The organism is Planomonospora alba, from assembly GCF_039534085.1.
GTDB lineage: Bacteria > Actinomycetota > Actinomycetes > Streptosporangiales > Streptosporangiaceae > Planomonospora_B > Planomonospora_B alba.
On record NZ_BAAAUT010000015.1, the window covers coordinates 73,696 to 97,299 of the forward strand.

20 protein-coding genes and 1 tRNA gene are annotated in these 23,604 nt (G+C 73.3%); 7 read left to right on the forward strand and 14 right to left on the reverse strand.

Annotated features, from left to right (window positions below; all coding sequences use genetic code 11):
* Positions 1-116: 116 nt before the first annotated feature.
* Positions 117-1,244 carry a nitric oxide synthase oxygenase gene (locus tag ABD823_RS11420; RefSeq protein ID WP_344858608.1) on the reverse strand — a complete coding sequence of 376 codons (1,128 nt, stop codon included), beginning with the start codon at positions 1,242-1,244 and terminating at the stop codon, positions 117-119.
* Between the two features lie 345 nt (positions 1,245-1,589).
* Positions 1,590-1,665 (reverse strand) — tRNA-Asn (locus tag ABD823_RS11425).
* Between the two features lie 165 nt (positions 1,666-1,830).
* Here ABD823_RS11425 and ABD823_RS11430 point away from each other — a divergent pair.
* The gene (locus ABD823_RS11430; RefSeq protein WP_344858610.1) at positions 1,831-2,121 is read left to right on the forward strand and encodes a YtxH domain-containing protein; all 291 of its coding nucleotides are present in this window, start codon (positions 1,831-1,833) and stop codon (positions 2,119-2,121) included.
* A 129-nt stretch (positions 2,122-2,250) separates the two neighbouring features.
* Here ABD823_RS11430 and ABD823_RS11435 read toward each other — a convergent pair whose 3' ends face one another.
* The 5 genes from ABD823_RS11435 to dnaG form a co-directional block, all read right to left on the reverse strand.
* The gene (locus tag ABD823_RS11435) at positions 2,251-2,712 is read right to left on the reverse strand and encodes a hypothetical protein (protein WP_344858612.1); all 462 of its coding nucleotides are present in this window, start codon (positions 2,710-2,712) and stop codon (positions 2,251-2,253) included.
* A gap of 113 nt (positions 2,713-2,825) precedes the next feature.
* Positions 2,826-4,124 carry an MGH1-like glycoside hydrolase domain-containing protein gene (locus tag ABD823_RS11440; protein ID WP_344858614.1) on the reverse strand — a complete coding sequence of 433 codons (1,299 nt, stop codon included), beginning with the start codon at positions 4,122-4,124 and terminating at the stop codon, positions 2,826-2,828.
* 24 nt (positions 4,125-4,148) lie between these two features.
* Positions 4,149-5,351: an iron uptake transporter deferrochelatase/peroxidase subunit gene (gene efeB / locus ABD823_RS11445; RefSeq protein ID WP_344858616.1), complete on the reverse strand. Its 1,203-nt coding sequence runs from the start codon at positions 5,349-5,351 to the stop codon at positions 4,149-4,151.
* A 313-nt stretch (positions 5,352-5,664) separates the two neighbouring features.
* The gene (gene rpoD, locus ABD823_RS11450) at positions 5,665-6,768 is read right to left on the reverse strand and encodes an RNA polymerase sigma factor RpoD (protein ID WP_344858618.1); all 1,104 of its coding nucleotides are present in this window, start codon (positions 6,766-6,768) and stop codon (positions 5,665-5,667) included.
* A gap of 185 nt (positions 6,769-6,953) precedes the next feature.
* On the reverse strand, positions 6,954-8,849 hold the full coding sequence (gene dnaG / locus ABD823_RS11455; RefSeq protein ID WP_344858620.1) for a DNA primase: 1,896 nt from the start codon (positions 8,847-8,849) through the stop codon (positions 6,954-6,956).
* 281 nt (positions 8,850-9,130) lie between these two features.
* On the opposite strand from dnaG, the gene ABD823_RS11460 reads away from it, so the two are divergent.
* Entirely contained in the window at positions 9,131-9,961 is an 831-nt protein-coding gene (locus ABD823_RS11460; protein ID WP_344858622.1) for a M23 family metallopeptidase, read from the forward strand.
* Between the two features lie 114 nt (positions 9,962-10,075).
* Here the strand turns inward: ABD823_RS11460 and ABD823_RS11465 are convergent, their stop codons facing one another.
* The 6 genes from ABD823_RS11465 to ABD823_RS11490 form a co-directional block, all read right to left on the reverse strand.
* Positions 10,076-11,332 carry a deoxyguanosinetriphosphate triphosphohydrolase gene (locus ABD823_RS11465; RefSeq protein ID WP_344858624.1) on the reverse strand — a complete coding sequence of 419 codons (1,257 nt, stop codon included), beginning with the start codon at positions 11,330-11,332 and terminating at the stop codon, positions 10,076-10,078.
* A gap of 249 nt (positions 11,333-11,581) precedes the next feature.
* Positions 11,582-14,224 carry a pyruvate, phosphate dikinase gene (gene ppdK / locus ABD823_RS11470; protein ID WP_344858626.1) on the reverse strand — a complete coding sequence of 881 codons (2,643 nt, stop codon included), beginning with the start codon at positions 14,222-14,224 and terminating at the stop codon, positions 11,582-11,584.
* A 309-nt stretch (positions 14,225-14,533) separates the two neighbouring features.
* The gene (locus ABD823_RS11475) at positions 14,534-15,505 is read right to left on the reverse strand and encodes an acetylxylan esterase (RefSeq protein ID WP_344858628.1); all 972 of its coding nucleotides are present in this window, start codon (positions 15,503-15,505) and stop codon (positions 14,534-14,536) included.
* A 253-nt stretch (positions 15,506-15,758) separates the two neighbouring features.
* Positions 15,759-17,141, reverse strand: coding sequence for a glycine--tRNA ligase (locus ABD823_RS11480; protein WP_344858630.1), 1,383 nt, complete (start codon positions 17,139-17,141; stop codon positions 15,759-15,761).
* A gap of 285 nt (positions 17,142-17,426) precedes the next feature.
* Positions 17,427-17,705, reverse strand: coding sequence for an antibiotic biosynthesis monooxygenase family protein (locus ABD823_RS11485; protein ID WP_344858632.1), 279 nt, complete (start codon positions 17,703-17,705; stop codon positions 17,427-17,429).
* 84 nt (positions 17,706-17,789) lie between these two features.
* The gene (locus ABD823_RS11490; protein ID WP_344858634.1) at positions 17,790-19,148 is read right to left on the reverse strand and encodes a BtrH N-terminal domain-containing protein; all 1,359 of its coding nucleotides are present in this window, start codon (positions 19,146-19,148) and stop codon (positions 17,790-17,792) included.
* A 359-nt stretch (positions 19,149-19,507) separates the two neighbouring features.
* Here ABD823_RS11490 and ABD823_RS11495 point away from each other — a divergent pair, with 359 nt between their 5' ends.
* On the forward strand, positions 19,508-19,942 hold the full coding sequence (locus tag ABD823_RS11495; RefSeq protein ID WP_344858636.1) for a DUF6703 family protein: 435 nt from the start codon (positions 19,508-19,510) through the stop codon (positions 19,940-19,942).
* Positions 19,943-20,015: 73 nt separating this feature from the next.
* Here ABD823_RS11495 and ABD823_RS11500 read toward each other — a convergent pair whose 3' ends face one another.
* Positions 20,016-20,357 (reverse strand): ASCH domain-containing protein, encoded by a 342-nt coding sequence (locus ABD823_RS11500; RefSeq protein WP_344858638.1) that lies wholly within the window; start codon positions 20,355-20,357, stop codon positions 20,016-20,018.
* On the opposite strand from ABD823_RS11500, the gene ABD823_RS11505 reads away from it, so the two are divergent.
* From ABD823_RS11505 to ABD823_RS11520, 4 genes are all read left to right on the forward strand, one after another.
* Complete coding sequence (locus tag ABD823_RS11505; protein WP_344858640.1) at positions 20,326-21,324, forward strand: metal ABC transporter substrate-binding protein; 999 nt, start codon at positions 20,326-20,328, stop codon at positions 21,322-21,324. The genes ABD823_RS11500 and ABD823_RS11505 overlap by 32 nt on opposite strands.
* A 31-nt stretch (positions 21,325-21,355) precedes the next feature.
* Positions 21,356-22,126, forward strand: coding sequence for a metal ABC transporter ATP-binding protein (locus tag ABD823_RS11510; protein WP_344858709.1), 771 nt, complete (start codon positions 21,356-21,358; stop codon positions 22,124-22,126).
* An 82-nt stretch (positions 22,127-22,208) separates the two neighbouring features.
* Positions 22,209-23,042, forward strand: a complete 834-nt coding sequence (locus ABD823_RS11515) for a metal ABC transporter permease (protein ID WP_344858642.1) — start codon at positions 22,209-22,211, stop codon at positions 23,040-23,042.
* Complete coding sequence (locus ABD823_RS11520; RefSeq protein ID WP_344858643.1) at positions 23,039-23,425, forward strand: Fur family transcriptional regulator; 387 nt, start codon at positions 23,039-23,041, stop codon at positions 23,423-23,425. The genes ABD823_RS11515 and ABD823_RS11520 overlap by 4 nt, the downstream gene beginning before the upstream one ends.
* The last annotated feature ends 179 nt before the right edge of the window (positions 23,426-23,604 follow it).

The window sequence follows — 23,604 nt, forward strand, 5'->3', positions numbered from 1 at the left end:
GCGGGCACCGTCCGGGAACGGCGACCGGCACGCCGTCCGGGAACGGCGGCCGGGGACGGCGACCGGGGACGGCGACCGGGGACGGCCGGGGACGGCCGCCCCGCCGCCCCCGGCGGTCACCAGCCCTGCGGCGCGGCGCGGCCGAGCCCCAGCTCCAGCGAGTCGGGGTGGTGGGCGAAAGCCGGCGAGAGCCGCACGTCGGTGTAGTAGCGGTGGAAGACCGGCGTGGCCGAACCCGAGATCGGCGGAACGATCCAGCTCCAGTCCGCCGGGCAGGTCCGCCCCGCCCGTTCCTCCCGCTCCAGGTGGATCAGGAAGCGCCGCGCCTCGGTGTGGTGGTCGGTCATGGTCACCCCCGCCTTCTCGAAGGAGTGCAGGACCGCGACGTTCAGCTCCACCAGGGCGTGGTCGCGCCAGAGCGAGCGGTCGTTGCCGACCTCCAGGCCCATCCGCCGGGCCACGACCGGCAGCAGGTCGTAGCGGTCCTCGTCCGCCAGGTTGCGCGCGCCGATCTCGGTGCCCATGTACCACCCGTTGAACGGCGCCGCCCGGTAGCAGACGCCGCCGATCTCCAGGCACATGTTCGAGATCGCCGGTACGGCGTGCCAGCGCAGCCCGAGCTCCTCGAACCAGGGGTGGACCGGGTGCGAGATCGGCACCTCCAGCACCGCGTCGCCGGGGAGCTCCGCCAGCAGCGGCGGCCCCGGATCCGCTGAGACCGCCAGGGGGAGCACGTCGAACGGCGTGCCCGGGCCACCCGGCCAGCCCAGCTTGCGGAGCATCGTGGTGAACCCCGCGTACCGGGGGTCGCCGACGACCGAGCCGTCGTCCATCTCGTATCCGGCGTACCGGATCAGCTGCTCGTTCCAGATCCTCGGCCCCGGCGCTCCCGGCCGGTCGGGGGCGAACACCGTGACGGTGGGACGGATCCGGCGCCCGGGCGCCGCGTCCCGCAGATGCTCCACGCACTCGGCCGCGACCTGCCGGGGATCGCGCACGTGCCTGCGGTCGCGCACCCGCAGCGAACGCCAGTAGAGCCGCCCGATGCACCGGCCGCTGTTGCGCCAGGCCGCCCTCGCCCCGAAGACCAGCTCACCGGGCGTGTGCGTGTAGGTCCCCGTCCTGCCGATCTCCGCCCGCACCTCGCGCAGGCGCGGCTCCACCGGTCCCGCCGCGGGGTTCTCCGCGTGGAACAACCTCAGATACTCCTCTGCCGCCGCCGTCACGTCGCCGTACGGCGCCACCGGCGCCGGCGCCTGCTCGTGGGGACCGCGGGCACCGTGAACCGGCTCCGGCGCACGCCGCCGGGACCTCCGCCAGGTCAGCACTGAACCAACCACCCATGCACAACTCACGGGCACGGCGGCCGTTCCGGGCGGCGCGGTACCCTGCGCGCAGTGTCCCTTCCCCACTGCGGTCACTGTGGTCCGCGGCAGCCGCGCTCCGCTCCGCCGGGTCCACGCCAGGAGGCGCGGGCACGGCGAGACCGGGTGCGGCGCTCATCATTTTCTGTGATTCACCAGCATTTGTCCCCCGAACGGGACAGGAACGTCGAAGGCCCCGGGAGCGATGCTCCCGGGGCCTTCCGGTGGCTCCCGCGATAGGACTCGAACCTATAACCTGCCGGTTAACAGCCGGCTGCTCTGCCGATTGAGCTACACGGGATCGTGCGTTGCGCCCCGTTGACCGGGGATTTCTCCCCGCTCCCTGCGGCGCATGAATAGATTAGCGCACTCTCGGAGTGCGTGTCGCATCGGCGGCTCGGGGTAGGTCCGAGAGGAATCGCGATCCGTGGGTAGGGTCCGGCTGAGCACGCCTGTGGAGGTGGAGATGTATCGGATGATGTTCTGCGCAGGACTGGCCGTGGGGTACGTCCTCGGCAGCCGGGCCGGCCGGGAGCGCTACGAGCAGATCAAGCGGATGGCCCAGCGGGTGACCGACAACCCGTCCGTGCAGGAGGCGGCCGGGCTGGTCGGCGCGCAGGTCTCCAAGGTGACCACCATGGCCAAGGACCAGGTGGCCAGCCGCCTGCCCCACTCCCGCGGGGAGGAGCAGGACGGCAGCGGGACCGGTTGGCCGGAGGAGGCGAAGACGACCACCGTCTCGCCCTCGCCGTACTGATCGACCGCCCGTAGCGGCACCGCACCGCCCGGCCCGGTCGGCCTGTCGCCCTGCCGGGCCGGCGGGCCGACCGGGCCGGCGGCCCGCGCTCCCGGCGGCTTCTCCGTGCGGCAGGCCCGGGCGGCGGCCTCAGATGCCGAAGCTCCGGCGCGCCCCCTCCAGCGCCTGCTCGGCCAGGGCCCGGAGGCCGGGGTCGTCCCCGTCGAGGCCCGCGTCGAAGCCGAGCTGCCAGACCACCTCGCCGTCCTCCGCGCGCCGGGCGACCAGTCTCACCCCTCCCCGCGCGTCCAGCGGCACGTACTGGCTGACCAGGATGGAGGAGATCACCCGCTCCCGCACCGCCTCCGGGATCCGCCCCGGCTCCGGCAGCGGCACCCGGTGCTCCTGCCCGTCCGTGGTGACGACCGTCAGCCCCTCCTCGTCCCACACGCCGCGGTCGACCCGGAACCACGGCAACCGCAGCCGCCCGAGGTAGAGCGCCCGGTCCGTGGCGATCACATGGCCGTCGGGCCCGTGGGCGTAGGTCAGGACCCGGTCCGGTGGCACGACCGCGGCGCGGACCTCGGCGGGCGTGCGGTTGAAGAGCCTCATGCCTCCACGCTATCCGCGTGCGGGACGGGGGCGGACCCCGCGTGGGCCGCCCGCCGCCCGCACGGCGGCGGCTCCCCGCCCCGCGCCACCCGCGTCCGGCCCGGCGGCAGGCCTCACGCCCCCGCGCCGTCCGCCAGCAGGTCGAGGGTGAGCGCGGCCGACCAGGAGAAGTCCCGTCCGCCGCGGCCGCTGCCGTCGAAGGGGTCGAAACACTCGCGGAAGCCGGACTGCCGGACCAGGCGGAGCGTCGCCGCGCCCAGCTGCCGGGCCAGCTCCACCCGGCCGTGCAGCACCGCCGCCTGCCGCAGCAACCAGTTGGTGTTCACCCACGACGGTCCCCGCCAGTAGCGGGAGCGGTCGAACTGGGGCGCCCGGATCTCGCAACTCGGCACCGGATATCCGGCCGCGCCCATGAACCGCGCCGACTCCAGCACGCTCACCAGCTCCGCCACCCGGTCACCGGGCAGCCGGGGGTCGAGCATCGGCCCGAAGCAGCCGATCGTGCAGACCGGGATCAGCCGTCCGCCGCGCAGGTCGCGGGCGTGGAACACACCGCCGGTCCACAGCCGCTCCAGCAGCGCCGCGCGGATCCGCTCGGCGGCCTCCAGGTGCGGCCCGGGATCGGCCCCGGCCACCGGAGCCAGCTCGGCGAGCGCCTCGCAGGAGGCCAGCCAGATCCCGTTGAACATCGGGTCCTCGACCGCGAACGGATGTTCCTGCCGCAGGTAGGCCGCCTCGTAGCCGGAGTCGCGGTAGCGCAGGGCCAGCCAGACGTAGCGGTCCTGGTGCCCGTCGGGATGCCGCTCGGGCATCTCCTCGCTCCGGTAGGCGTACCGGATCCCGGGCAGCGCCGCCAGCGGGTCGTCCCAGGCGGGGCTGTCGTCCATCCCCGACTCCCACGGGTGGACGATCGCGGCCAGCCCTCCTCCGCCCAGGTCCCTGGCTCCGGCCAGGTAGTCGTGCTGGGCCACCAGCATCGGGTAGAGCCGCCGCACCAGCGCGGCGGCCTCGTCCCGGTCCGCCGCGTGGCGCCACACCTGCCACAGGGCCAGGGCGTGCATCGGGGGCTGGGTCAGCCCCGAGGTCGGAACCCGCCTCGGGGCCGCCGGATGCTCCCCGGACCGCCAGACGGACGGGCCGGGGAAGTACGCCTCGGTGTGGGCCGGATGGAAGACGATGTGCGGCACCATCCCGGTGCTCCACTGCCCGGCCAGCAGGCTGAGCAGTTCCCCGCCCGCCTTGCGGGTGTCCCGGCGGGCCAGCCCGAGCGCGACGAAAGTGGAGTCCCAGCTCCACTGGTGCGGGTAGAGGCCGGGCGCGGGCACGGTGGCCGGGCCCGTCCGGTTGGCGTCGAGCACCGACCACGCCTCGCGCTCGAGTGCGGCATCGTCTATCGCCGCCCGCGCTTCCATCCGTCCAGTTTGCGCCCGTATCGATTACGAGAACAGGGCCTCACCCCAGAACGATCCCCGCCGCACGCCTCCGGGGCAGGCCCACACCCCCGAACCGACGTGCTGGATGTACCTGTTGAGCGCGTCCCGGGCCGCCAGCTGCCGCTGCAGGGGGATGAAACCGGTCTCCGGGTCGCGCTGGTAGGCGATGAAGAACAGGCCGGCGTCCAGCCGTCCCCGGCTGTCGTTGCCGTCGCTGTAGGAGTAGCCCCGGCGCAGGATCCTGCGCCCGTCGTTGGAGTCGGGGTGGGCCAGCCGGACGTGGGAGCGGGGCGGCAGGGCGTGGATCCGCACCGGGTCGAACTCCTCGTCACCGCCGTAGGGGGCGCCCTCCCGCTTGGTGCGGCCGATGGTGTCCTCCTGCTGCCTCAGCGGAGTCCGGTCCCACAGGTCGAGGTGCATGCGGATCCGCCGGGTGACCATGTAGGACCCGCCGTACATCCATTCGGGCCCCTCGTCGCCGACCCACACGTGCCTGGCCAGCTTGTCCCGGTCGTGGATGGCGATGTTGTTGGTGCCGTCCTTGAACCCCATCAGGTTGCGCGGGGTCTTCTCGCTCCGCGAGCTGGAGGCGGCCCTGCCGAAGCCCGACTGCGACCAGCGCAGCGTCGCCGTCCCCGCGGCCAGCCGCGTCAGGTTCCGTACGGCGTGCACCGTCACCTGGGGGTCGTCCGCGCACGCCTGCACGCAGATGTCGCCGCCGCTGCGCGCCGGGTCGAGCCGCTCCCCGGGGAAGGCCGGCAGCTCCTTGAGCGGGCCCGGCGCGCGCAGGTTCAGCCTGGTGAAGAAGGAGGGACCGAAGCCGACCGTCACCGTGAGCCGTGAGGCGTCCAGGTCCAGGGTCTCGCCGCTGTCGTCCGGCGGGGCCGTGGCCCTTCCCGTCGCGCCCCGGCCGACCTCCTGCGCCGCGGTCATCCGTACGGCGGCGGCCGTCCAGACCTTCAGCAGTGCCGCCACCCGCGCCGGAGAGGCGGTGGAGAGATCGAAGGCCGCGAACTGCAGCCGTTCCTGGACAGGGGTGGCGATCCCGGACTGGTGCGGACCGTAGAAGGGGATCAGCTCACCTGACGCGGCCGCCGCGGCAGGCTCCGGCGGCGCGAACCGCACCAGCCCGGCACCGGTCGCGGCGCCGGCGCCCACCGCCAGTCCCGCACCGGTCAGAAGCCTGCGACGGCTGAGGTCGGTCATATGCTCCTCCACTCCCTCTCGCGCTGCGAGAAGATCGGCTGCTCTGGATGGGAGATCAGCTTCCTGCACGCGACGGTGGAGGTCGCAGAGGCTCGGCGGGGGCGTTAACCGCGTCGGCGGGTTCCTTGACCAGTTCCTGGGACTCCTCCCCGCCCGCGACCGCCCCGCCCGCTCCGCGGCGGTCCGGCGGGCACGGCGAGGGCCCCGGAGCGGGTGCTCCGGGGCCCTGTCGCCCGTCTCCCCCGGCCCGGGGCGGCCGGTCCCGGCCGCGGCTCCCGGCCGGGCCGCCGCCCCGCTCCGGAGGGCCGTCCCCTCAGTCGAGGTAGTCCCGCAGGATCTGCGCCCGCGTCGGGTGGCGCAGCTTCGCGAGGGTCTTGGACTCGATCTGGCGGATGCGCTCGCGCGTCACGCCGAACTCCCGGCCGACCTCCTCCAGCGTCCGCGGATGGCCGTCGGCCAGGCCGAAGCGCAGCTGGATGATGCGCTGCTCGCGCTCCGAGAGCGTCGCCAGGATCTCCTCGAGCTGGTCCTGCAGCATGATGAAGGCCGCGGCCTCCATCGGCACCACCGCGTCGGCGTCCTCGATGAAGTCACCGAGGTCGGAGTCCTCCTCGCCGATCGGCGACTGCAGCGAGACCGGCTCCTGGGCGATGCGCTGGATCTCGATCACCCGGTCGATCGGGAGGTCCATCTCCAGCGCGATCTCCTCCGGCGCGGGCTCGCGGCCCAGGTCCTGGTGGAGCTGGCGCTGGACCCGGACCAGTTTGTTGATCGTCTCCACCATGTGCACCGGAATGCGAATGGTGCGCGCCTGGTCGGCGATCGCCCGGGTGATCGCCTGGCGAATCCACCAGGTGGCATATGTGGAGAACTTGTAGCCCTTGGTGTAGTCGAATTTCTCGACCGCCCGGATGAGACCGAGGTTGCCTTCCTGGATCAGATCCAGGAACAGCATTCCGCGCCCCACATAACGTTTGGCGATCGACACGACCAGCCGGAGATTGGCCTCGATCAGCCGCTGCTTGGCCCGCTGCCCCTCCCAGGCGAGCTCGCTCAGCTCGGGGAACGCCAACGGCGAGACCAGGCCGGCGAGCTTCTCCTCGGCGAACAGCCCCGCCTCGATGGACTTGGCGAGCTCCACCTCCTCCTCCGCCGTGAGCAGCGGCACGCGCCCGATCTCCCGCAGGTAGATCCGGACCAGGTCACTGGTCGGCGCCCGTCTCCCGGCGTCCTCCTCATCGGGTCTGGCGGTCTCCTCCTCTCCCTGCGGTTCGAGGACCTCCACTCCGTTCTCGGCGAGCATCCGGACGACGCGCTCGAGCGCGTCGGACGGCAGCTCGGATCTGTCGAGAGCCGCGGCCACGTCGTCGACCGTGACGCTCCCGCGCTCCCTCCCTTTCGCGACGAGGTCGGCCACCTGGTCTACCGAAGGCGGCCCGCTTGGCAGCACCGATGCACCCACGGGACACAGTCTGCTGTATTAGTCACCCGAAACGGCAGGCCTATTTTTGTCACCGGAGGTAAGGTCGCAATCATTATCGGATCGAGACCTAATTCAGGTTTGGCCGAATGCGGGTCAGGAAATCAAAACCGCTTGCGCGGTCATCCCCCGGAGGCCCGCTCCCGCAGCATCCGCCGCGCCTGCTCCAGCTCGTTCAGCTGCGCGAGGAGCCTGCGGTACTCCTCCACCCCGCCGGCCAGGTCGGTCCGCTCCAGCTCCGACTTGACCTGGTCGATCGCCCGGGAGACCGAGATCGTCTCCAGGGCGGTGAGCAGGTCGGAGGCGTATCTCTCCTCACTGGCGGGATCCGTCCGCAGCTCCTCCACCGCCAGCCGGGTGACCGTCCCGCGCAGGTCGTCGCCCGCCGCGGCGAGCAGGCGGTCCACCCACTCGCGCCCGCCGTGGCCTCCCGCCATCGTCCCCCCGGCGTCCATGACGAGCTTGTAGAGCGCCACGTGCTCGGGCGGCGTGAACGCCTCCGCGCCGAGCGCGTCGAACCGGGCGCCGAGCAGCGCCGGGCGCTGCACCGCCAGCTTCAGCACCTCGGCCTCGGTCCGCACGCCCGGGTCGGTCAGGTCGGCGACCCGCCGCGGCCCCTGCGGCCGCTGGGGCCCCTGGCCGCCGGGCCCGCCCTCCCGGCCGCGGCCCCGCCCGGCGCCCTGGGCCGCGGCCCCGGCGACCTCGGCGACCCGCTCCACCACGAACCGCTCGTCGTTGAAGCCGAGCCAGCGGTCCAGGTCCACCGCGTAGAGCCGGCGCAGCGCCCGGTCCCTGATCCCCGCCACGATCGGCGCGGCGGCGTCCAGCGCGGCCAGCCGCCCCTCGTTCGTGCTCACGTCGTAGCGGGAGATCGTGCTGCGGATCGCGAACGCGAACAGCGGCTGCCGGCTCGCGACCAGGTCGCGGACCGCCGCGTCGCCCCGCTGGACCCGCAGGTCGCACGGGTCCAGCCCGTCGGGCTGCACCGCGACGTAGGTCTGGGCGGAGAACTTCTGCTCGTCCGCGAAGGCCCGCAGCGCCGCCTTCTGCCCGGCCGAGTCGCCGTCGAAGGTGAACACCACCTCGCCCTGCGAGCCCGTGTGGTCCAGCAGCAGCCGGCGCAGCACCTTGATGTGCTCGGCGCCGAACGCGGTGCCGCAGGTGGCCACGGCCGTCGTCACCCCCGCCAGGTGGCAGGCCATGACGTCGGTGTAGCCCTCGACGACCACGGCCTGGGAGTGCTTGGCGATCTCCCGCTTGGCCAGGTCCACGCCGTACAGGACCTCGCTCTTGCGGTAGAGCGGGGTCTCCGGCGTGTTGAGGTATTTGGGGCCGTCCTCGGCCTCGTTGAGCTTGCGCGCGCCGAAGCCGATGACGTCGCCGGTGATGTCGCGGATCGGCCAGACCAGCCGTCCCCGGAAGCGGTCGATCGGACCCCGGCGGCCCTCCTTGGCCAGCCCGCCCTTGACCAGTTCCGCGGCGGTGAACCCGCGGGCCAGCAGGTGCCGGGTCAGCGCCTCCCATCCGGCGGGGGCGTAGCCCACCCCGAAGCGCTCGGCGTCGACCCGCTCGAACCCGCGCTCCGACAGGAAGCGCCGGCCCGGCGCGGCCTCCGGGTCGGACAGCTTCGCCGCGTAGAACTCCGCGGCGGCCCGGTGCGCCTCGACCAGCCTGCTCCGCTCACCCTGCTCCCGGCCGGGCACGTAGCCGCCCTGCTCGTAGCGGAGCTGGATGCCGGCCCGCTGCGCAAGCCGCTCCACGGCCTCGGCGAACGGCAGGTGCTCCATCCGCCGCACGAAGGTGATGACGTCACCGCCCTCCCCGCAGCCGAAGCAGTAGTAGTAGCCGCGGGCGGGGGTGACGTTGAAGGACGGGCTCTTCTCCTCGTGGAAGGGGCACAGCCCCTTCAGGTTGCCGCCGCCGGCGTTGCGGAGCTGGATGTGCTCCCCCACGACGTCGGCGATCGGTGAGCGCTCCCGCACGAGCGCGATGTCCTCGTCACTGATCCGGCCTGCCACGCCGTGAGTCTAAACCGGCCCTCCGACAGGTCCGGGTCGGACGCCGGGCCGGGACCGGCGGGGCCGGCCGCGGGGGGCGCCCCGTGGAGCGGCGGGGCGGAGGCACACCCCGGGCCGCGGCGGGGCCGGCCGGGGCAGGATCGCGGCAGGGCAGAGGTAAGGCGACTTTCCGGAACAGGTCGTCGCCGACCACAAGGTCCGTTACAAAGGTAACGGCCGATTCTGGATAACTTATGCGGGTGGACATCATGCGATCGGGGCATATAGCACGATTGGCCGCCGTGACCGGGGCCGTCCTCGCCGCGGGGGCGTGCGGCTCCCCGGCCGGGGTGGCCGGGGTCAGCACGGTGCCTCCGGCGGTCGCGGCCGAGGCGGCCCCGGCCCCGGACTCCGTGACCGCGACGATCCCCGCGCCGGAGCCCGGGGACGAGCCCGCCGCGACCCCGGCGGTGACGCCGCCCAAGGGGGACGAGCCGGTCCAGGTGCCTCCGCCGAAGGTCTCGGAGTTCACCTACACCTTCCCCGTGCAGGGGTGCGACACCTCCTACCAGAGCAAGCTGCTGGTGCTCCCCAAGACCACGATCTGGGCGGCCAAGGGCTGCTCGTTCGTCTCCCCGGTGGACGGCGTGGTCCACGAGGTGAACATCAAGAACCGCTGGAGGCCCTCCACCGACCGGGGGCAGGACCGCGAGGGCCGGTTCGTCACGGTCCTCGGGGACGACGGCGTGCTCTACCTCGGCGGCCACCTGGACGCGGTCGCCCCGGGGGTCGCGCCGGGCGTCCGGGTCAAGTCCGGGCAGGTGCTCGGCCAGGTCGGCAACTCGGGCAACGCCCGCGACACCGCGAGCAACCTCTACTTCGCCATCTCCTGGAAGACCGAGCCCTCCCTGTGGTGGGTACGGCGGGGCATGGTCGAGCCGTGGGACTACCTGGACGCCTGGCTGAAGGGCAACCGCACGCTGTCCCCCGCCGCCGAGACACGGGCCCTGATCGAGCGCGTCGGCGCCGCGCCGAAGTGCGCGATCCTGTGCGCGGCCAAGGCGACCCCCGATCCCAAGCCGACCCGGAGGGCGAAGAAGCCGGTCGAGGAGAGCAAGCCGGTCACCCCCTGACCCTGGCGCCCGCCGCGGACGCCCGCCGCGCCCGAGGCCGCCTCCCGTGGCAGCCCGGCGCCCGCGGGCGCGGCGGGCGGAGGCCCGGCGGGGGACCGGTGCCGGGTGACCGCCTCAGCGCCCGCTCAGGCGCCGGTGCCAGGTGACCGCCGAGGTGTCGGTCAGCGACGCGATCTGGTCGACGACCACGCGGAGCCGGCCGGCGTCGTCGGCGGCTCTGACGAACGAGGCGCGGAGCGCGGGCTCCAGGGAGTCCGGGGCGCCGTCCGCGATCAGGCGGGCCAGGTCGTGGATGAGCTCCCGCTGCCTGGCGCGGTTGGCGCTGTGGTCCTCGCGGGTGATCACGTAGTGGGCGGTGACGCCCTTGAGCACCGCGCACTCCAGCCGGATGTCCCGGGGGACGACCAGCTCCGCCCCGTAGCGTCCGGGCGCCGGGCCGTACGCCTCCCGGGTGGCGGCCTCGGCGGCCTTGCAGAGGCGGCCGATGAGCGCGCTGGTGAGGGCCTTGAGGGCGGCGAGGCCGGTGAGGGAGGCGTCGAGGTGGCGGGGCCACAGCGGCAGGGCGACCAGCCGCGCGAAGGCCTCCTCCAGCTCGGCGGGGTCGCTGTCGGGGGCGTACCACACCCGGGTGGTCGCGCACACGTCGCGGCGCTCGGCGGAGTCGCGCAGCGCCGCCAGGGTCACCTCCCCGGACTGCAGGGTGTCCTCCAGGTCGTGCACCGAGTAGGCGACGTCGTCGGCCCAGTCCATGATCTGCGCCTCGAAGCTCGCCCGGCCGTCGGGGGCGCCCCGGCGGATCCACTCGAAGACCGGCAGGTCGTCGTCGTAGGCGCCGTACGGCCGCCGCCCGTCGGCGGCGGGGGGCGGGGCGCCGTCGCGGGGCCAGGGGTACTTGCAGGCCGCGTCGAGGGAGGCGCGGGTGAGGTTCAGCCCGGCGCTGCGGCCGTCCTCGGTGAGGACCTTGGCCTCCAGCCGGGTGAGCAGGCGCAGGCTCTGCGCGTTGCCCTCGAACCCGCCGCAGGGGGCGGCGATCTCGTTGAGCGCGGTCTCGCCGTTGTGCCCGAAGGGCGGGTGGCCGAGGTCGTGGGCCAGGCAGGCGGTCTCCACGAGGTCGGGGTCGCGGCCGAGCGCCTCGCCCATCTCGCGGCCGATCTGCGCGCACTCCAGCGAGTGGGTCAGCCGGGTGCGGGGGATGTGCTGGCCGTGGCCGAGGGTCTCCCCCGGTCCGACGACCTGGGTCTTGGCGGCGAGCCGCCGCAGCCCGGCGCTGTGCAGCACCCGTGCCCGGTCCCGGGCGAACGGCCCTCTCTCGGGGTTGCCGGGGGGTTCCGGCACCCATCTGTCCTGGTCGTGCTGGTCGTAGTGCTGCATGAGTGCAGTGATTTTATCCGCGATAGGGCAGGCCCATGCCGAACCGTCGGTAAACACTCGCGGGACCGCGGGGGACCCGGCGGCGCCGGGCGCGTCCGCGGCCCGGGCCTCCCGGTGCGGGAGGCCCGGGCCGCGGCCGGTTCCCCGTGCGGGCGCGCGGGCCGCCGCCATGGTCGCGGTCACGGCCACGGTCGCGCCGATGGCCGACGGGCGGCGGGCGGCGGGCGGCGGAGGAGACCCGCCGGCCCGTCAGCGGGTGTCGGAGCCCCCGCCGGCCAGCGCCGCGCGGGCGGCCTCCAGCCGGGCGACCGGGACGCGGAACGGCGAGCAGGACACGTAGTCCAGGCCCACCTGGTGGCAGAAGTGGATCGAGTCGGGGTCGCCGCCGTGCTCACCGCAGATGCCGAGCTTGAGGCCGGGGCGCGTCCTGCGGCCCTCCTCGGCGGCGATCCGCACGAGGCGGCCGACGCCGTCGCGGTCCAGGGTCTCGAACGGGGAGACGCCGAAGACGCCCAGATCGAGGTAGCGGGAGAAGAACGCCGCCTCGACGTCGTCGCGGGAGAAGCCCCAGGTCATCTGGGTCAGGTCGTTGGTGCCGAAGGAGAAGAACTCGGCGGCCTCGGCGATCTGGCCGGCGGTCAGCGCCGCGCGCGGCACCTCGATCATCGTGCCGACCATCGCCTCGACGCCGGTCTCCTCCAGGATCCGCACGGCCTCCTCGCGGACGCACTCCAGTTCCTGGACGGCGCCGACGAGCGGGATCATGATCTCGGCCCGGGTGCCGGGCACCGCCTTGGCCGCCGCGGCGATGGCCCGGACCTGCATGGCGAACAGGCCGGGGATGACCAGGCCGAGCCGTACGCCGCGCAGGCCCAGCATCGGGTTCTGCTCGTGCAGGCGCTTGACCGCGGCCAGCAGCCGGCGGTCCTTGTCCCCGGCCCGGTCGCCGGCGAGGGCGACCTTGACCGAGAGCTCGGTGTAGTCGGGCAGGAACTCGTGGAGCGGCGGGTCGATCAGGCGGACGGTCACCGGCAGGCCGTCCATGGCCGTGAAGATCTCCGTGAAGTCCGCCCGCTGCAGCGGCTCCAGCGCGGCCAGCGCCCGCTCGCGCTCGGCGTCGTCCGCGGCCAGGACCAGGTCCTCGACCAGCTGCCTGCGGTCGCCGAGGAACATGTGCTCGGTACGGCACAGCCCGATGCCCTGCGCGCCGAACCGGCGGGCGCGGGCGGCGTCCTCGGCGTTGTCGGCGTTGGCCCGTACGGCCAGGCGGCGCGTGGCGTCGGCGTGGGTCATGATGCGGTCCACGGCCGCGACCAGCTCGTCGCCGCCGACGGGGGCGCCTTCGAAGTACTCCACGACCGGGGAGGCGACCACCGGCACCTCGCCGAGGAAGACCTCTCCGCTGGAGCCGTCGATGGAGATGACGTCGCCCTCGGAGACCACGACGCCGCCGGGGGCGGTGAAGCGGCGCTCCTTGGTGGAGACCTCCAGCTCCTCCGCGCCGCACACGCAGGTCTTGCCCATGCCGCGGGCGACCACGGCGGCGTGCGAGGTCTTGCCGCCGCGCGAGGTGAGGATGCCGCGCGCGGCGATCATGCCGGCGAGGTCGTCGGGGTTGGTCTCCCGGCGGACCAGGATGACGGCCTCGCCCTGCGCGGCGAGCTCGACGGCCCGCTCGGCGGAGAAGACGGCCCTGCCGACCGCCGCGCCCGGCGAGGCGTTCATGCCCTTGGCGATCTTCTTCTTCGCGGCCCCGCCGTCGAAGCGGGGGAACATCAGCTGGGCGAGCTGGTCGCCGGTGACGCGGGTGACCGCCTCGTCGAGGTCGATCAGCCCCTGGTCCACCAGCTGGACGGCGATGCGGAACGCGGCGGCCGCGGTGCGCTTGCCCACCCGGGTCTGGAGCATCCAGAGCTTGCCGCCCTCGATGGTGAACTCGATGTCGCACAGGTCGCGGTAGTGGTTCTCCAGCTTCTCCATGATCTGCAGGAGCTCGTCGTAGGAGCGCTTGTCGATGCGCTCCAGCTCCTGCAGGGGCATGGTGTTGCGGATGCCGGCCACCACGTCCTCCCCCTGCGCGTTCTGCAGGTAGTCGCCGTAGACGCCCTGCTGGCCGCTGCCGGGGTCGCGGGTGAAGGCCACGCCGGTGCCGGAGTCCATGCCGCAGTTGCCGAAGACCATCGTGCAGACGTTGACGGCGGTGCCCAGGTCGGCCGGGATGCGCTCCTGGCGGCGGTACAGGACGGCGCGCGGGGCGTTCCAGGACTCGAAGACGGCCGTGACGGCCATGAGCATCTGCCGGTGCGGGTCGGCGGGGAAGTCCGCGCCGGTCTGCTGGCGGACGATGCCCTTGTAGGTCTCGACGAGGCGCTGCAGGTCCTCGGTCTCCAGGTCGAGGTCGCTGCGGCCGTTCTTGAGCTCCTCCAGTGCCTCGTCGAACAGCTCGCCGTCGATGCCCTGCACGGTCTTGCCGAACATCTGGATGAGGCGGCGGTAGGAGTCCCAGGCGAAGCGCTCGTTCCCGCCGGCCTGCTTGGCCAGGCCGCGGACCGACTCGTCGTTGAGGCCGATGTTGAGGACGGTCTCCATCATGCCGGGCATGGAGAACTTGGCACCGGAGCGCACGCTGACCAGCAGGGGGTCGTCGGCCTGGCCCAGCCGGCGGCCCATCTTCTCCTCCAGCGCGGCCAGGTGCCGGGCGATCTCGTCCTCCAGGCCGTCGGGGAGCCTGCCGTCGGCCAGGAAACGGCGGCACGCCTCCGTGGTGATGGTGAAGCCGGGGGGAACGGGCAGACCGAGATTGGTCATCTCGGCCAGATTGGCCCCCTTACCGCCGAGCAGATCCTTCAGATCCTTGTTGCCCTCGGTGAAGTCGTAAACGTACTTGGGCACGGCTGCTCCTTCTACGGCTTCAAATGACGTGCGCTTCCGCCTTAGTCGGGACTCTACCGATGAAGAAGCGGATGAAACGCCACCCTTCCCCATGAAGGTTATTAATGCAGCTCAAAGCCCTCGTGCCGGTCTAATCCAATTAAAATCGGCGATATTTTCCACGTGATATCGGTCACCCCAAGAATTGGTATACACCAATTGGTGTAAACCAATTCCGGGTCGTTCACCGCCGTTCACCCGCGTTCACCGGACCCGGCCGGGCACCCGGGATCCGGCCTCCCGTACGGCGCCCGGCCCCGGACCGGCGCCTCAGGCGCCGAGGACCGCCCGCAGGAACGCCGCCTGCTCCATGGCGTGGGCGGACTCGCCGCCCTCGTGCCCGTTGAACGGGTACACCCTGATCTCCTTCGGCCCCGCGTAGTGGTTGTGGGCGGCGAAGACCGTCGAGGGCGGGGTGACGCCGTCGCGCAGGGCCACGGAGAACAGCGCCGGGATGGCGGCGCGGGCCGCGAAGTTGAGCCCGTCGAAGTACGACAGCGTCGTGAAGACCTCCTCCACCCGGTCCTTGAAGGCCCGGCAGTAGGCGGCCAGCTCGGCGTAGGGGTTCTCGTCGGTGATCTGCGCGGCGTGCCGGATGTGGCACATGAACGGCACGTTGATCAGCGCGCAGGACAGGTCCGGCACCAGCGCCGAGACCGCCAGGGCCATGCCGCCGCCCTGGCTCGTGCCCGCCACGGCGACCCGGCCGGCGTCCACCGCCGGGTGGGACCTGGCCGCCTCCACCGCCCGCACGGCGTCGGTGTAGAGCCGCCGGTAGTAGTAGTCGTCCGGGTCGTGGACGCCCTTGGTCATCACACCGGGCGTCTGGGGGCCGGTGCCCGGCTCCGGGTCGGCGGTGTCGCCCCGCCGCCAGCCCCCGGCGCCCTGGCCGCGCGAGTCCATCACGAACACCGCCCTGCCGAACGACGGCCACAGCAGCCAGTCGATCGGCAGGCCGCGCCCGCCGCCGTAGCCGACGTACTCCACCACGCACGGCACCGGCCCCCCGGCTCCGCGCGGCACCAGCAGCCACCCCTTGATCGGGTGCCCGCCGTACCCGGCGTAGGTCACGTCGTAGACGTCGGCGATCGCCAGGCCGCTCTCGTGCGGGGCGAACACCGCGCCGAGGTCGTGCTTGCGGGCCTCGGTGAGCGTACGGTCCCAGAACGCGTCGAAGCCGGCGGGCTCCGGCCGCTCGGGCAGATAGGCGCGCAACTGGTCCAGCGGCAGGTCGACGAACATCGTCAGCTCCTTGTCGGAACGGCGGGAGGGGGGCACGGCAGTGCCGACCAGGAGGATCCCGCCCGAACCGGACGAAGGTCAATCGGACCGGCAGGGCGCGGCGCTCCCCAGGCCATGAGCCGGGGCGGCGCGTCACGGCGCGGGCCCGCCCGCGGCGGCGGACGCCGTCCGTGAAGGGCCCGGTCCCCTCCTGCCGGAGGAAAAAGTACGGCTCCCGCCGCGCGGGCGGGAGCCGTACGCCGCACGGGGCGGATCAGTCGTTGAGGTGCCTGCGGAGGTAGGACTCGACCTGGTCGAGGGAGACGCGCTCCTGGGCCATCGAGTCGCGCTCGCGGATGGTCACCGCCTGGTCCTCCAGGGTGTCGAAGTCGACGGTGACGCAGAACGGCGTGCCGATCTCGTCCTGGCGGCGGTAGCGGCGGCCGATGGCGCCGGCGTCGTCGAACTCCACGTTCCAGCGCCGGCGCAGCTGGGCGGCCAGGTCCTTGGCCTTCGGCGACAGGTCGGCGTTGCGCGACAGCGGCAGCACCGCGACCTTGACCGGCGCGAGCCGGTGGTCGAGGCGCAGGACCGTGCGCTTCTCCATGACGCCCTTGGCGTTGGGCGCCTCGTCCTCGGTGTAGGCGTCGATGAGGAAGGTCAGCGTGGCGCGGTCGACACCGGCCGCGGGCTCGATGACGTAGGGCACGTAGCGCTCGCCCGTGTCCTGCTCGAAGAAGCTCAGGTCGGTGCCGGATGCCTTGCCGTGCGAGGACAGGTCGAAGTCCGTGCGGTTGGCGACGCCCTCCAGCTCGCCCCACTCGCTGCCGGTGAAGTTGAAGCGGTACTCGATGTCGACGGTGCGCTTGGAGTAGTGGGACAGCTTCTCCTGCGGGTGCTCGTAGAGCCGGAGGTTGTCCTTGTTGATGCCCAGGTCGACGTACCAGCGGAAGCGCTCGTCGATCCAGTACTGGTGCCACTCCTCGTCGCTGCCGGGCTTGACGAAGAACTCCATCTCCATCTGCTCGAACTCGCGGGTGCGGAAGATGAAGTTGCCCGGGGTGATCTCGTTCCGGAACGACTTGCCGATCTGGCCGATGCCGAACGGGATCTTCCGGCGCGCCGACTGCTGCACGTTGAGGTAGTTGATGAAGATGCCCTGCGCGGTCTCCGGCCGCAGGTAGGCCAGGCCGGACTCGTCCTCGACCGGGCCGAGGAAGGTCTTCAGCAGGCCGCTGAACTGCCGGGGCTCGGTGAAGGCGCCCTTGTTGCCGCAGTTGGGGCAGGTGATGTCGGACAGGCCCGCGGGCTGCCTGCCGTGCTTTTCGAGGAACGCCTCCTCGAGGTGGTCGGCGCGGAAGCGCTTGTGGCACGACTGGCACTCGGTCAGCGGGTCGGTGAAGGTGTCGACGTGGCCGCTGGCCCTCCACACCTCGGGGGCGAGGATGACGCACGAGTCGAGGCCGACGACGTCCTCGCGCCCCTGGACCATGTACGTCCACCACTGCCGCTTGACGTTGTTCTTCAGCTCGACGCCCAGCGGGCCGTAGTCCCACGACGCGCGCAGGCCTCCGTAGATCTCGCTGGAGGGGTAGACGAGCCCACGTCGCTTCGAGAGGCTGACGATGGTGTCCATGATGTCCGTACGGCGTGCCATCATTCTCCTAGCGAGGGAACTGCCGGGTTCACCCGGCAGGGGAATCGCTTCCCTGTTATGGTTCTTGCGTTTCAAACGGTCAGGGCCCGGCCGTCGCCCACCTCGCCTCGCGGGAGGCGAGAAGCCGCTTCCTCTCAGGGAGCGGAGGAGTCACAAGGGAGAATCTCCATCCGGCCTGAGGTCGGCGACGGATTCGTGGAGACAAGCTTAGAGGAGCCCGGACGGGTCGGGTGCCCGCATAACCCATCCCGCCCGTCTTGCCCTCTCTACATCTTCTTTACCCGATCAGACCCGTTCGACGTCCTCGAAGGCGCTCGGCTCGTTGAGCATCAGGGTCATCAGCGGATACATCGCCATCCGCGCCGCGCCGAGGGCCCGGCGGTAGAACCCCGCCCCCTCCCACTCGCTGACCAGCGCCCACAGCTCCGGCTCGTCCACCGACCGCGTCAGGCGGCCGCGCACGTAGCCCGGCTGCGCCGCCAGCGTGTCGATGATGTCGTGCGCCTGGGCCAGGAACTCCTCGGTCCGCGCCGACGGCACCGAGTAGCGGATGAGAGCGAGCATCCGCCCAGCATGCCAGAGGCCCGGCGCGGGTCCGCACGGGGACCCGCGCCGATGCCCGCGGATCCCCGTGCGGGGCGGGCGCCCTCACCGCCGGAGCAGGTCCCGCAGCGCGGCCACCGCCTCCGTCTCCGCCCGGTGGATCTCGGCGAGGCGCCCGCCCAGCTCCGCGAAGAGCGCCTCCTGGTCCTGGACCGGCGAGGCCCGGTCCACCGCGGCCCGCAGCTCCCGCAACTCCGCGGCTCCGGCCGGCGCGTCCGCCGCGTCCTGCGGCGCGCCGCCCGCCGTACCGCTCCCGTCCTCGGGGGCCGCGCCGCCCGCCGCGCTGTCCGTCGCGTCGCCGGCCGCGACGCCCTCCGCCAGGAGGGACTCGCGGATCTGCGCGGTGAGCGCGCGCATGCGGGCGAACTCCTGCACCTCCAGCGGGAGGGCCGCCTCGGCCAGCCCGTGCCAGAGGCCGTGGATGCGGCGGAACTCCCCGGCGAGGCCGGCGAGGGGGAGGTCCAGCAGCGCGCCGGCCTCCTCCAGCGCGTCGGCGAACAGGTCGCGGAGGTTGCCGCCGTCCATGCCGACCGGCTCCACCGCCTCCCACATCGACAGCAGCGCCCCCGCGAGCCCGCGCCCGTCGGCGAAGACCTTCGGCCAGCCCTTGGCGTTCCGCCGGTCCACCAGCATGCGCGACCACTTCCGCCAGGCCGGCAGCGAGAACGACTCCGAGGCCGCGCCCAGGTGCTCGGCGGCGTCGCGCAGCCCCTCCAGGGCGGCCGAGGCCAGCCGGTCCGCGCCGATCCCGGCGGGTTCCAGGACGTGCATGACGTTCCTGTAGGACGGCACGCGGGCCCGCGCGGCGTCCATGCGCGCCTGCGGCACCCTGATCGGCGCCGCTCCCCGGTCGTCGACGAGCACGTCCCCGCCGTCCCGCCGGTAGACGACCACCGGGTGCCCGCCGTGCCCGTCCAGGGTGGCCGGCAGACCCCAGTAGCCGACGCGGTAGCGGTCGGGCAGCACGATGCAGGGCCGCCCCGCGTCCAGCTCCCGCGCGAGCCGCGCGGCCGCGCCCTTGGCTCCCGAGGTCGTGTGCGCGGTGAAGCCGACGCCCAGCCGGTCGAGGGTCTTGGCCATCCAGCGGTCGTGGTACTGCCACTGGTTGCGGAAGCCGAGCACCAGGTGCCGGCTGTCGTCGTGCTTGAACTCCCACAGGATGTATCCGGCCCCGATGCCGCCCCCGGCGAGGAAGACCAGCGGCTCGCCGATCACGACGCCCCGGGCGGCGAGCACCGCGGCGATGGCCGCGCTGCCCGGGTGGCGTCCGCCGCGGAAGGTCCAGCCGCCGTCGGTGCGGGCCTCGGGCCGGTCGACGACGTGCCGGCGGGCGGCGGTGTAGCTCTCACCGGTCTTCGCCATGCGCGCCCGGATCCGGATCTTGAGCTGCTTCTTGCTGGTCATGGTGGCTCCGCTCGCGGCATCCGGCCGCCTGCGGCCCACGCCCGCCGGTCGGCCCGCCGCGACGTCGGTCGGTGCACGAGACCTGCGGACTCCCGAGGCGCGTACGTCCCCTTTGCCTCCGTGGAGCACGGGCGGCGTGGGCGCCCGGGAGGAGGTTCGGCGGGGGAGCCCGCCGCGGCCGAGTCTACGTACGGCGCGCTCCGGGCCACAAGGCCGTGCCGCACGACCCGCCGGGTCGCGGGGCGCGGCCCGCCCGGCCGCGGACGGCCGCGGACGGGCACAGACGGGCAGGGGCGGGCAGGGGCGGCGCGGGGCGCCGGGACGTGCCGCGCCGGAGGCCGCGGCGTTAGGCTCTGGCCGTGGCCGACAAGAGCAGTTCCGACCGTCCCGGCTCCGCGCGTCCCGCGCACCCCCTCGCCCGGCGCCCCGCACCCGGCCGCGGGCCGGGCCCGGGGCGGGCCGCCCCCCGCCGCCCGCTCCCGCCCGGCGAGCGGTTCTTCACCCCCGGCGCCACGGGGGTGCGGCAGAAGGTCGAGCGGCTCAGCGCCGCCCCCCTGGTGTTCCTGTTCCAGCTGCCGCGCTGGATCCTCCCGGTGCTCCTGGTGGTCCTCCTCCTGGCGGGCTTCGCGGTGCCGTCGTTCTGGGGCGGTCTGGCCGTGCTCCCGGTGGTGGCGTTCGTCGGCTGGCTGGCCTACATGTCGTGGCCGTCCCTGCGCGCCGGGGGCCGCATCCTCCGGGTCGCCCTGCTCACCTTCCTGCTCCTGCTGGTCGCCGACCGCTTCGGCGCCTTCTAGCGCCGCATCAGGCGAGGTCGACCCGTCACGGGGTGACGCGCTCCGCGGACCCCGTCCCGGCCGGCACGTGGCGTCACGCCGTACGGAGATCGGCGACGACGCGGAAGCGTTCCAGCACCACCGGGGTGGTGTCGTCCACGGTGAAGGCGGCGTCGCCCGGAGCCGAGCGCATCTCCCGGCCGTGCCAGAACTCCTCATGGGCCGCACGCCGCTGCGCGACCGTCGTGTGGCCTTCTCCCTCGTCCGCCACTTGGGCGATGTCCACCTCGCCCAGCGCCGCGACGCGCACGCTCGTCACCTCGATGACGGCCACCGGGCACCGGCAGCCGGCATACCCGACCCGGTTTTGACAACCGTTTTCATTTACACGCATACTGTCGGACATGATGTCCGACTCCTCCCAACGTATCCGCATGCGGGTGGCCGGCGTGCTCGCCGGGGTCACCGCCCTCGCCGCCGCCACCGCCGCCTGCGGCTCCGGAAGCGCCGACTCGGTCGGCGCGGCGGACGGCCGTACCGAGGTCACCGCCGCCCTGTACCCCCTGGAGTGGCTGGCCGAGCGGGTGGGCGGGTCCGACGTCACCGTCACCGCCCTGACGGAGCCCGGTGTCGAGCCGCACGACCTGGAGCTGACGCCCGCGCAGGTGGCCGGGCTGGAGCAGACCTCGCTGGTGGCCTACATCAAGGGCGTGCAGCCCGCCGTCGACGAGGCGGTCGAGCAGCACGCGGCGGACCGCGGCTTCGACGCGGCCACGGCGGTCGCGACCATCGCCGCGGAGGAGGCCCACGAGGGCGAGGAGCACGCCGGGGAGGGGCACGAGGACGAGGGGCACGAGGACGAGGGGCACGAGGAGGAGCACGCGCACGACGTCTCCTACGACCCGCACATCTGGCTCGACCCGAGCCGCTTCGCCGCCGTCGCGACCGCACTGGGCGAGCGGCTGGCCGCCGCCGACCCGGCCCGCGCCGCGGGTTACCGGGAGCGCGCCGCCAAGACCGCCGCCGACCTCACCGCCCTCGACGGCGAACTGGCCGAGGGCCTGGCGGGCTGCTCGGCCCGCTCCATCGTCACCAGCCACGAGGCCTTCGGCTACCTCGCCGACCGCTACAAGCTCACGCAGGTCGGCATCAGCGTCGATCCGGAGGCCGAGCCCTCCCCCGCGCGCCTGGCCGAGGTGGCCGAAGTCGCCAAACGGGAAAAAGTGACTACCATTTTCACGGAGACCCTTGTCAGCCCGAAGGTCGCCGAGGTCCTCGCCCAGGAGATCGGCGCCACGACGGCGGTCCTCGACCCGATCGAGAGCCGGCCCGAGCAGGGCGACTACCTCTCCGCCATGCGGCGCAACCTCACGACGCTCCAGGCGGCGCTCCGCTGCACGTAACCGCACCCCGTGAAGGCACCAGGTGACTGAGATGGAAGAGGCGTTCACCATGCGCGGTGGCCAGGTCAGCCTGGACCACCGCCCGGTGCTGCGCGGGATCGATCTGACCGTCCGCTCCGGCGAGGTGGTGGCCGTCCTCGGCGCCAACGGGTCGGGCAAGTCCACCCTCGTGCGCGCCCTGCTCGGCCTGGTCCCCCTCTCCGGGGGCTCCACCCTCCTGTACGGCACGCCACCGGCCCGCTTCCGCGACTGGTGGCGGATCGGCTACGTGCCCCAGCGGCTCTCGGTGGGCGGCGGCGTGCCGTCCACGATCCGCGAGGTCGTCGCCTCCGGCCGGATCGCCCGGCAGCGCCGGCTCCGGCCGACCAGCGCGGCCGACGCCGCCGCGACCGCCCGGGCGCTGGAGGCGGTGGGCCTGGCCGACCGGGCCGGCGATCCGGTGCAGGCGCTGTCGGGAGGGCAGCAGCAGCGGGTGCTGATCGCCCGCGCCCTGGCCGGCGAGCCCGACACCTTCGTCATGGACGAGCCCACGGCCGGAGTGGACGCGGCCAGCCAGCAGATGCTGGCCGACACCCTCGCCCGCCTCGTGGCGGAGGGCAGGACGGTCGTGCTGGTCGCGCACGAGCTGGGCCCGCTGGAGCCGCTGGTCACCCGGGCGGTGGTCATCCGCGACGGCTGCGTCTGCCACGACGGGCCGCCGCCGCACGCGGTCGGCACGCACGCGCTGCCCGGCCACGACCACGTGCACCCGCACGCCGCGGAAGAGCCCGCGAGCCCTCTGGAATGGAGACCCGCACCGTGACCGACCGTACGGCGGCCGACCACGCCGCGACCCGCCGCACGGCGGGCCGGCGCCCCGGCCCCGCCCGCCGGGAGGCGGAGCGGTGATCGAGCTCCTCCAGTTCGGCTTCATGCAGCGCGCCCTGATCGCGGCGCTGCTCATCGGCCTGACCGCCCCGGCCGTGGGCACCTTCATCGTGCAGCGCCGCCTGGCCCTGCTGGGCGACGGCATCGGGCACGTCGCGCTGACCGGCGTGGCGCTCGGCTTCCTCACCGGCACCGCCCCCGTGCTGACCGCGGTGCTGGTCGCGGTGCTCGGCGCCGTGGCCATCGAGCTGGTCCGCGCACGCGGCAGGACCAGCGGCGACGTGGCGCTGGCCCTGCTGTTCTACGGCGGCATCGCCGGCGGCGTGCTGCTCATCTCGCTGGCCCCCGGCGGCAGCAACGCCACCCTCACGTCCTACCTGTTCGGCTCGATCAGCACCGTCACGCTGCAGGACGTGTGGGTGATCGGCGGGCTCGCGGTGGCCGTGCTCGGCGTCCTGGCGGTCTTCGGCCGGGAGCTCTTCGTCCTCTGCCAGGACGAGGAGGTCGCCAGGGCCGCGGGCCTGCCGGTCCGGTTCCTCAGCCTGCTGATCGCCGTGGTCGCCGCGCTGACCGTGGTCATCGCCATGCGGGTGGTGGGGTTGCTGCTGGTGAGCGCCCTGATGGTGGTCCCGGTGGCGACCGGCCAGCAGCTCACCCGGGGGTTCCGCAGCACGATGCTGCTGGCCGTGCTCTTCGGCGTGGTCGCCACGGTGGGCGGGCTGACCACCTCCTTCTACGTCGAGGCGCCGCCGGGCGCCCTGATCGTGCTCGTCGCGCTGGGAGGGTTCGTCCTGGCCCTCGGGCTCGGTAGATTCGTACGCCGAAGCCGACCACAGGAGTCCCGCCCATGAGCAACAGACGCGATGCCGTCCACGAGATCCTCCGGCAGAGCGAGGGCTTCCGCAGCGCGCAGGACGTCTACGCCGAGATGCGCGCGGAAGGCGCCAAGATCGGGCTGACCACGGTCTACCGGGCGCTGCAGGCGCTCGCCGACAAGGGCCAGGTCGACGTCCTGCGCACCGACGACGGCGAGTCGGTCTACCGGGCGTGCGCCAGCGGCGACCACCACCACCACCTGGTCTGCCGCCGCTGCGGGCACACCGTCGAGGTGGCCGGCCCGGCGGTGGAGCGCTGGGCCGAGGCGGTCGGCGCCGAACACGGGTTCACCGACGTCACGCACACCGTCGAGGTCTTCGGCACCTGCTCGTCCTGCTCGTCCTCCGCGCCGGCCTGACCGGGCGGAGCGCTCAGGGGCGCCCCGCGGCGGGCCGGCGGACACGGCGACCGCTCTCCCGCCGGCGCTCCCCCGATCGAGGCGATACCGATACGGCGGAGCGCGGTGACGGACGGGTGCGGGAAGGCGCCGGGGGGATACGCTTCCGCAAACGGCGAGCCGCCGTACGCGCGACCACG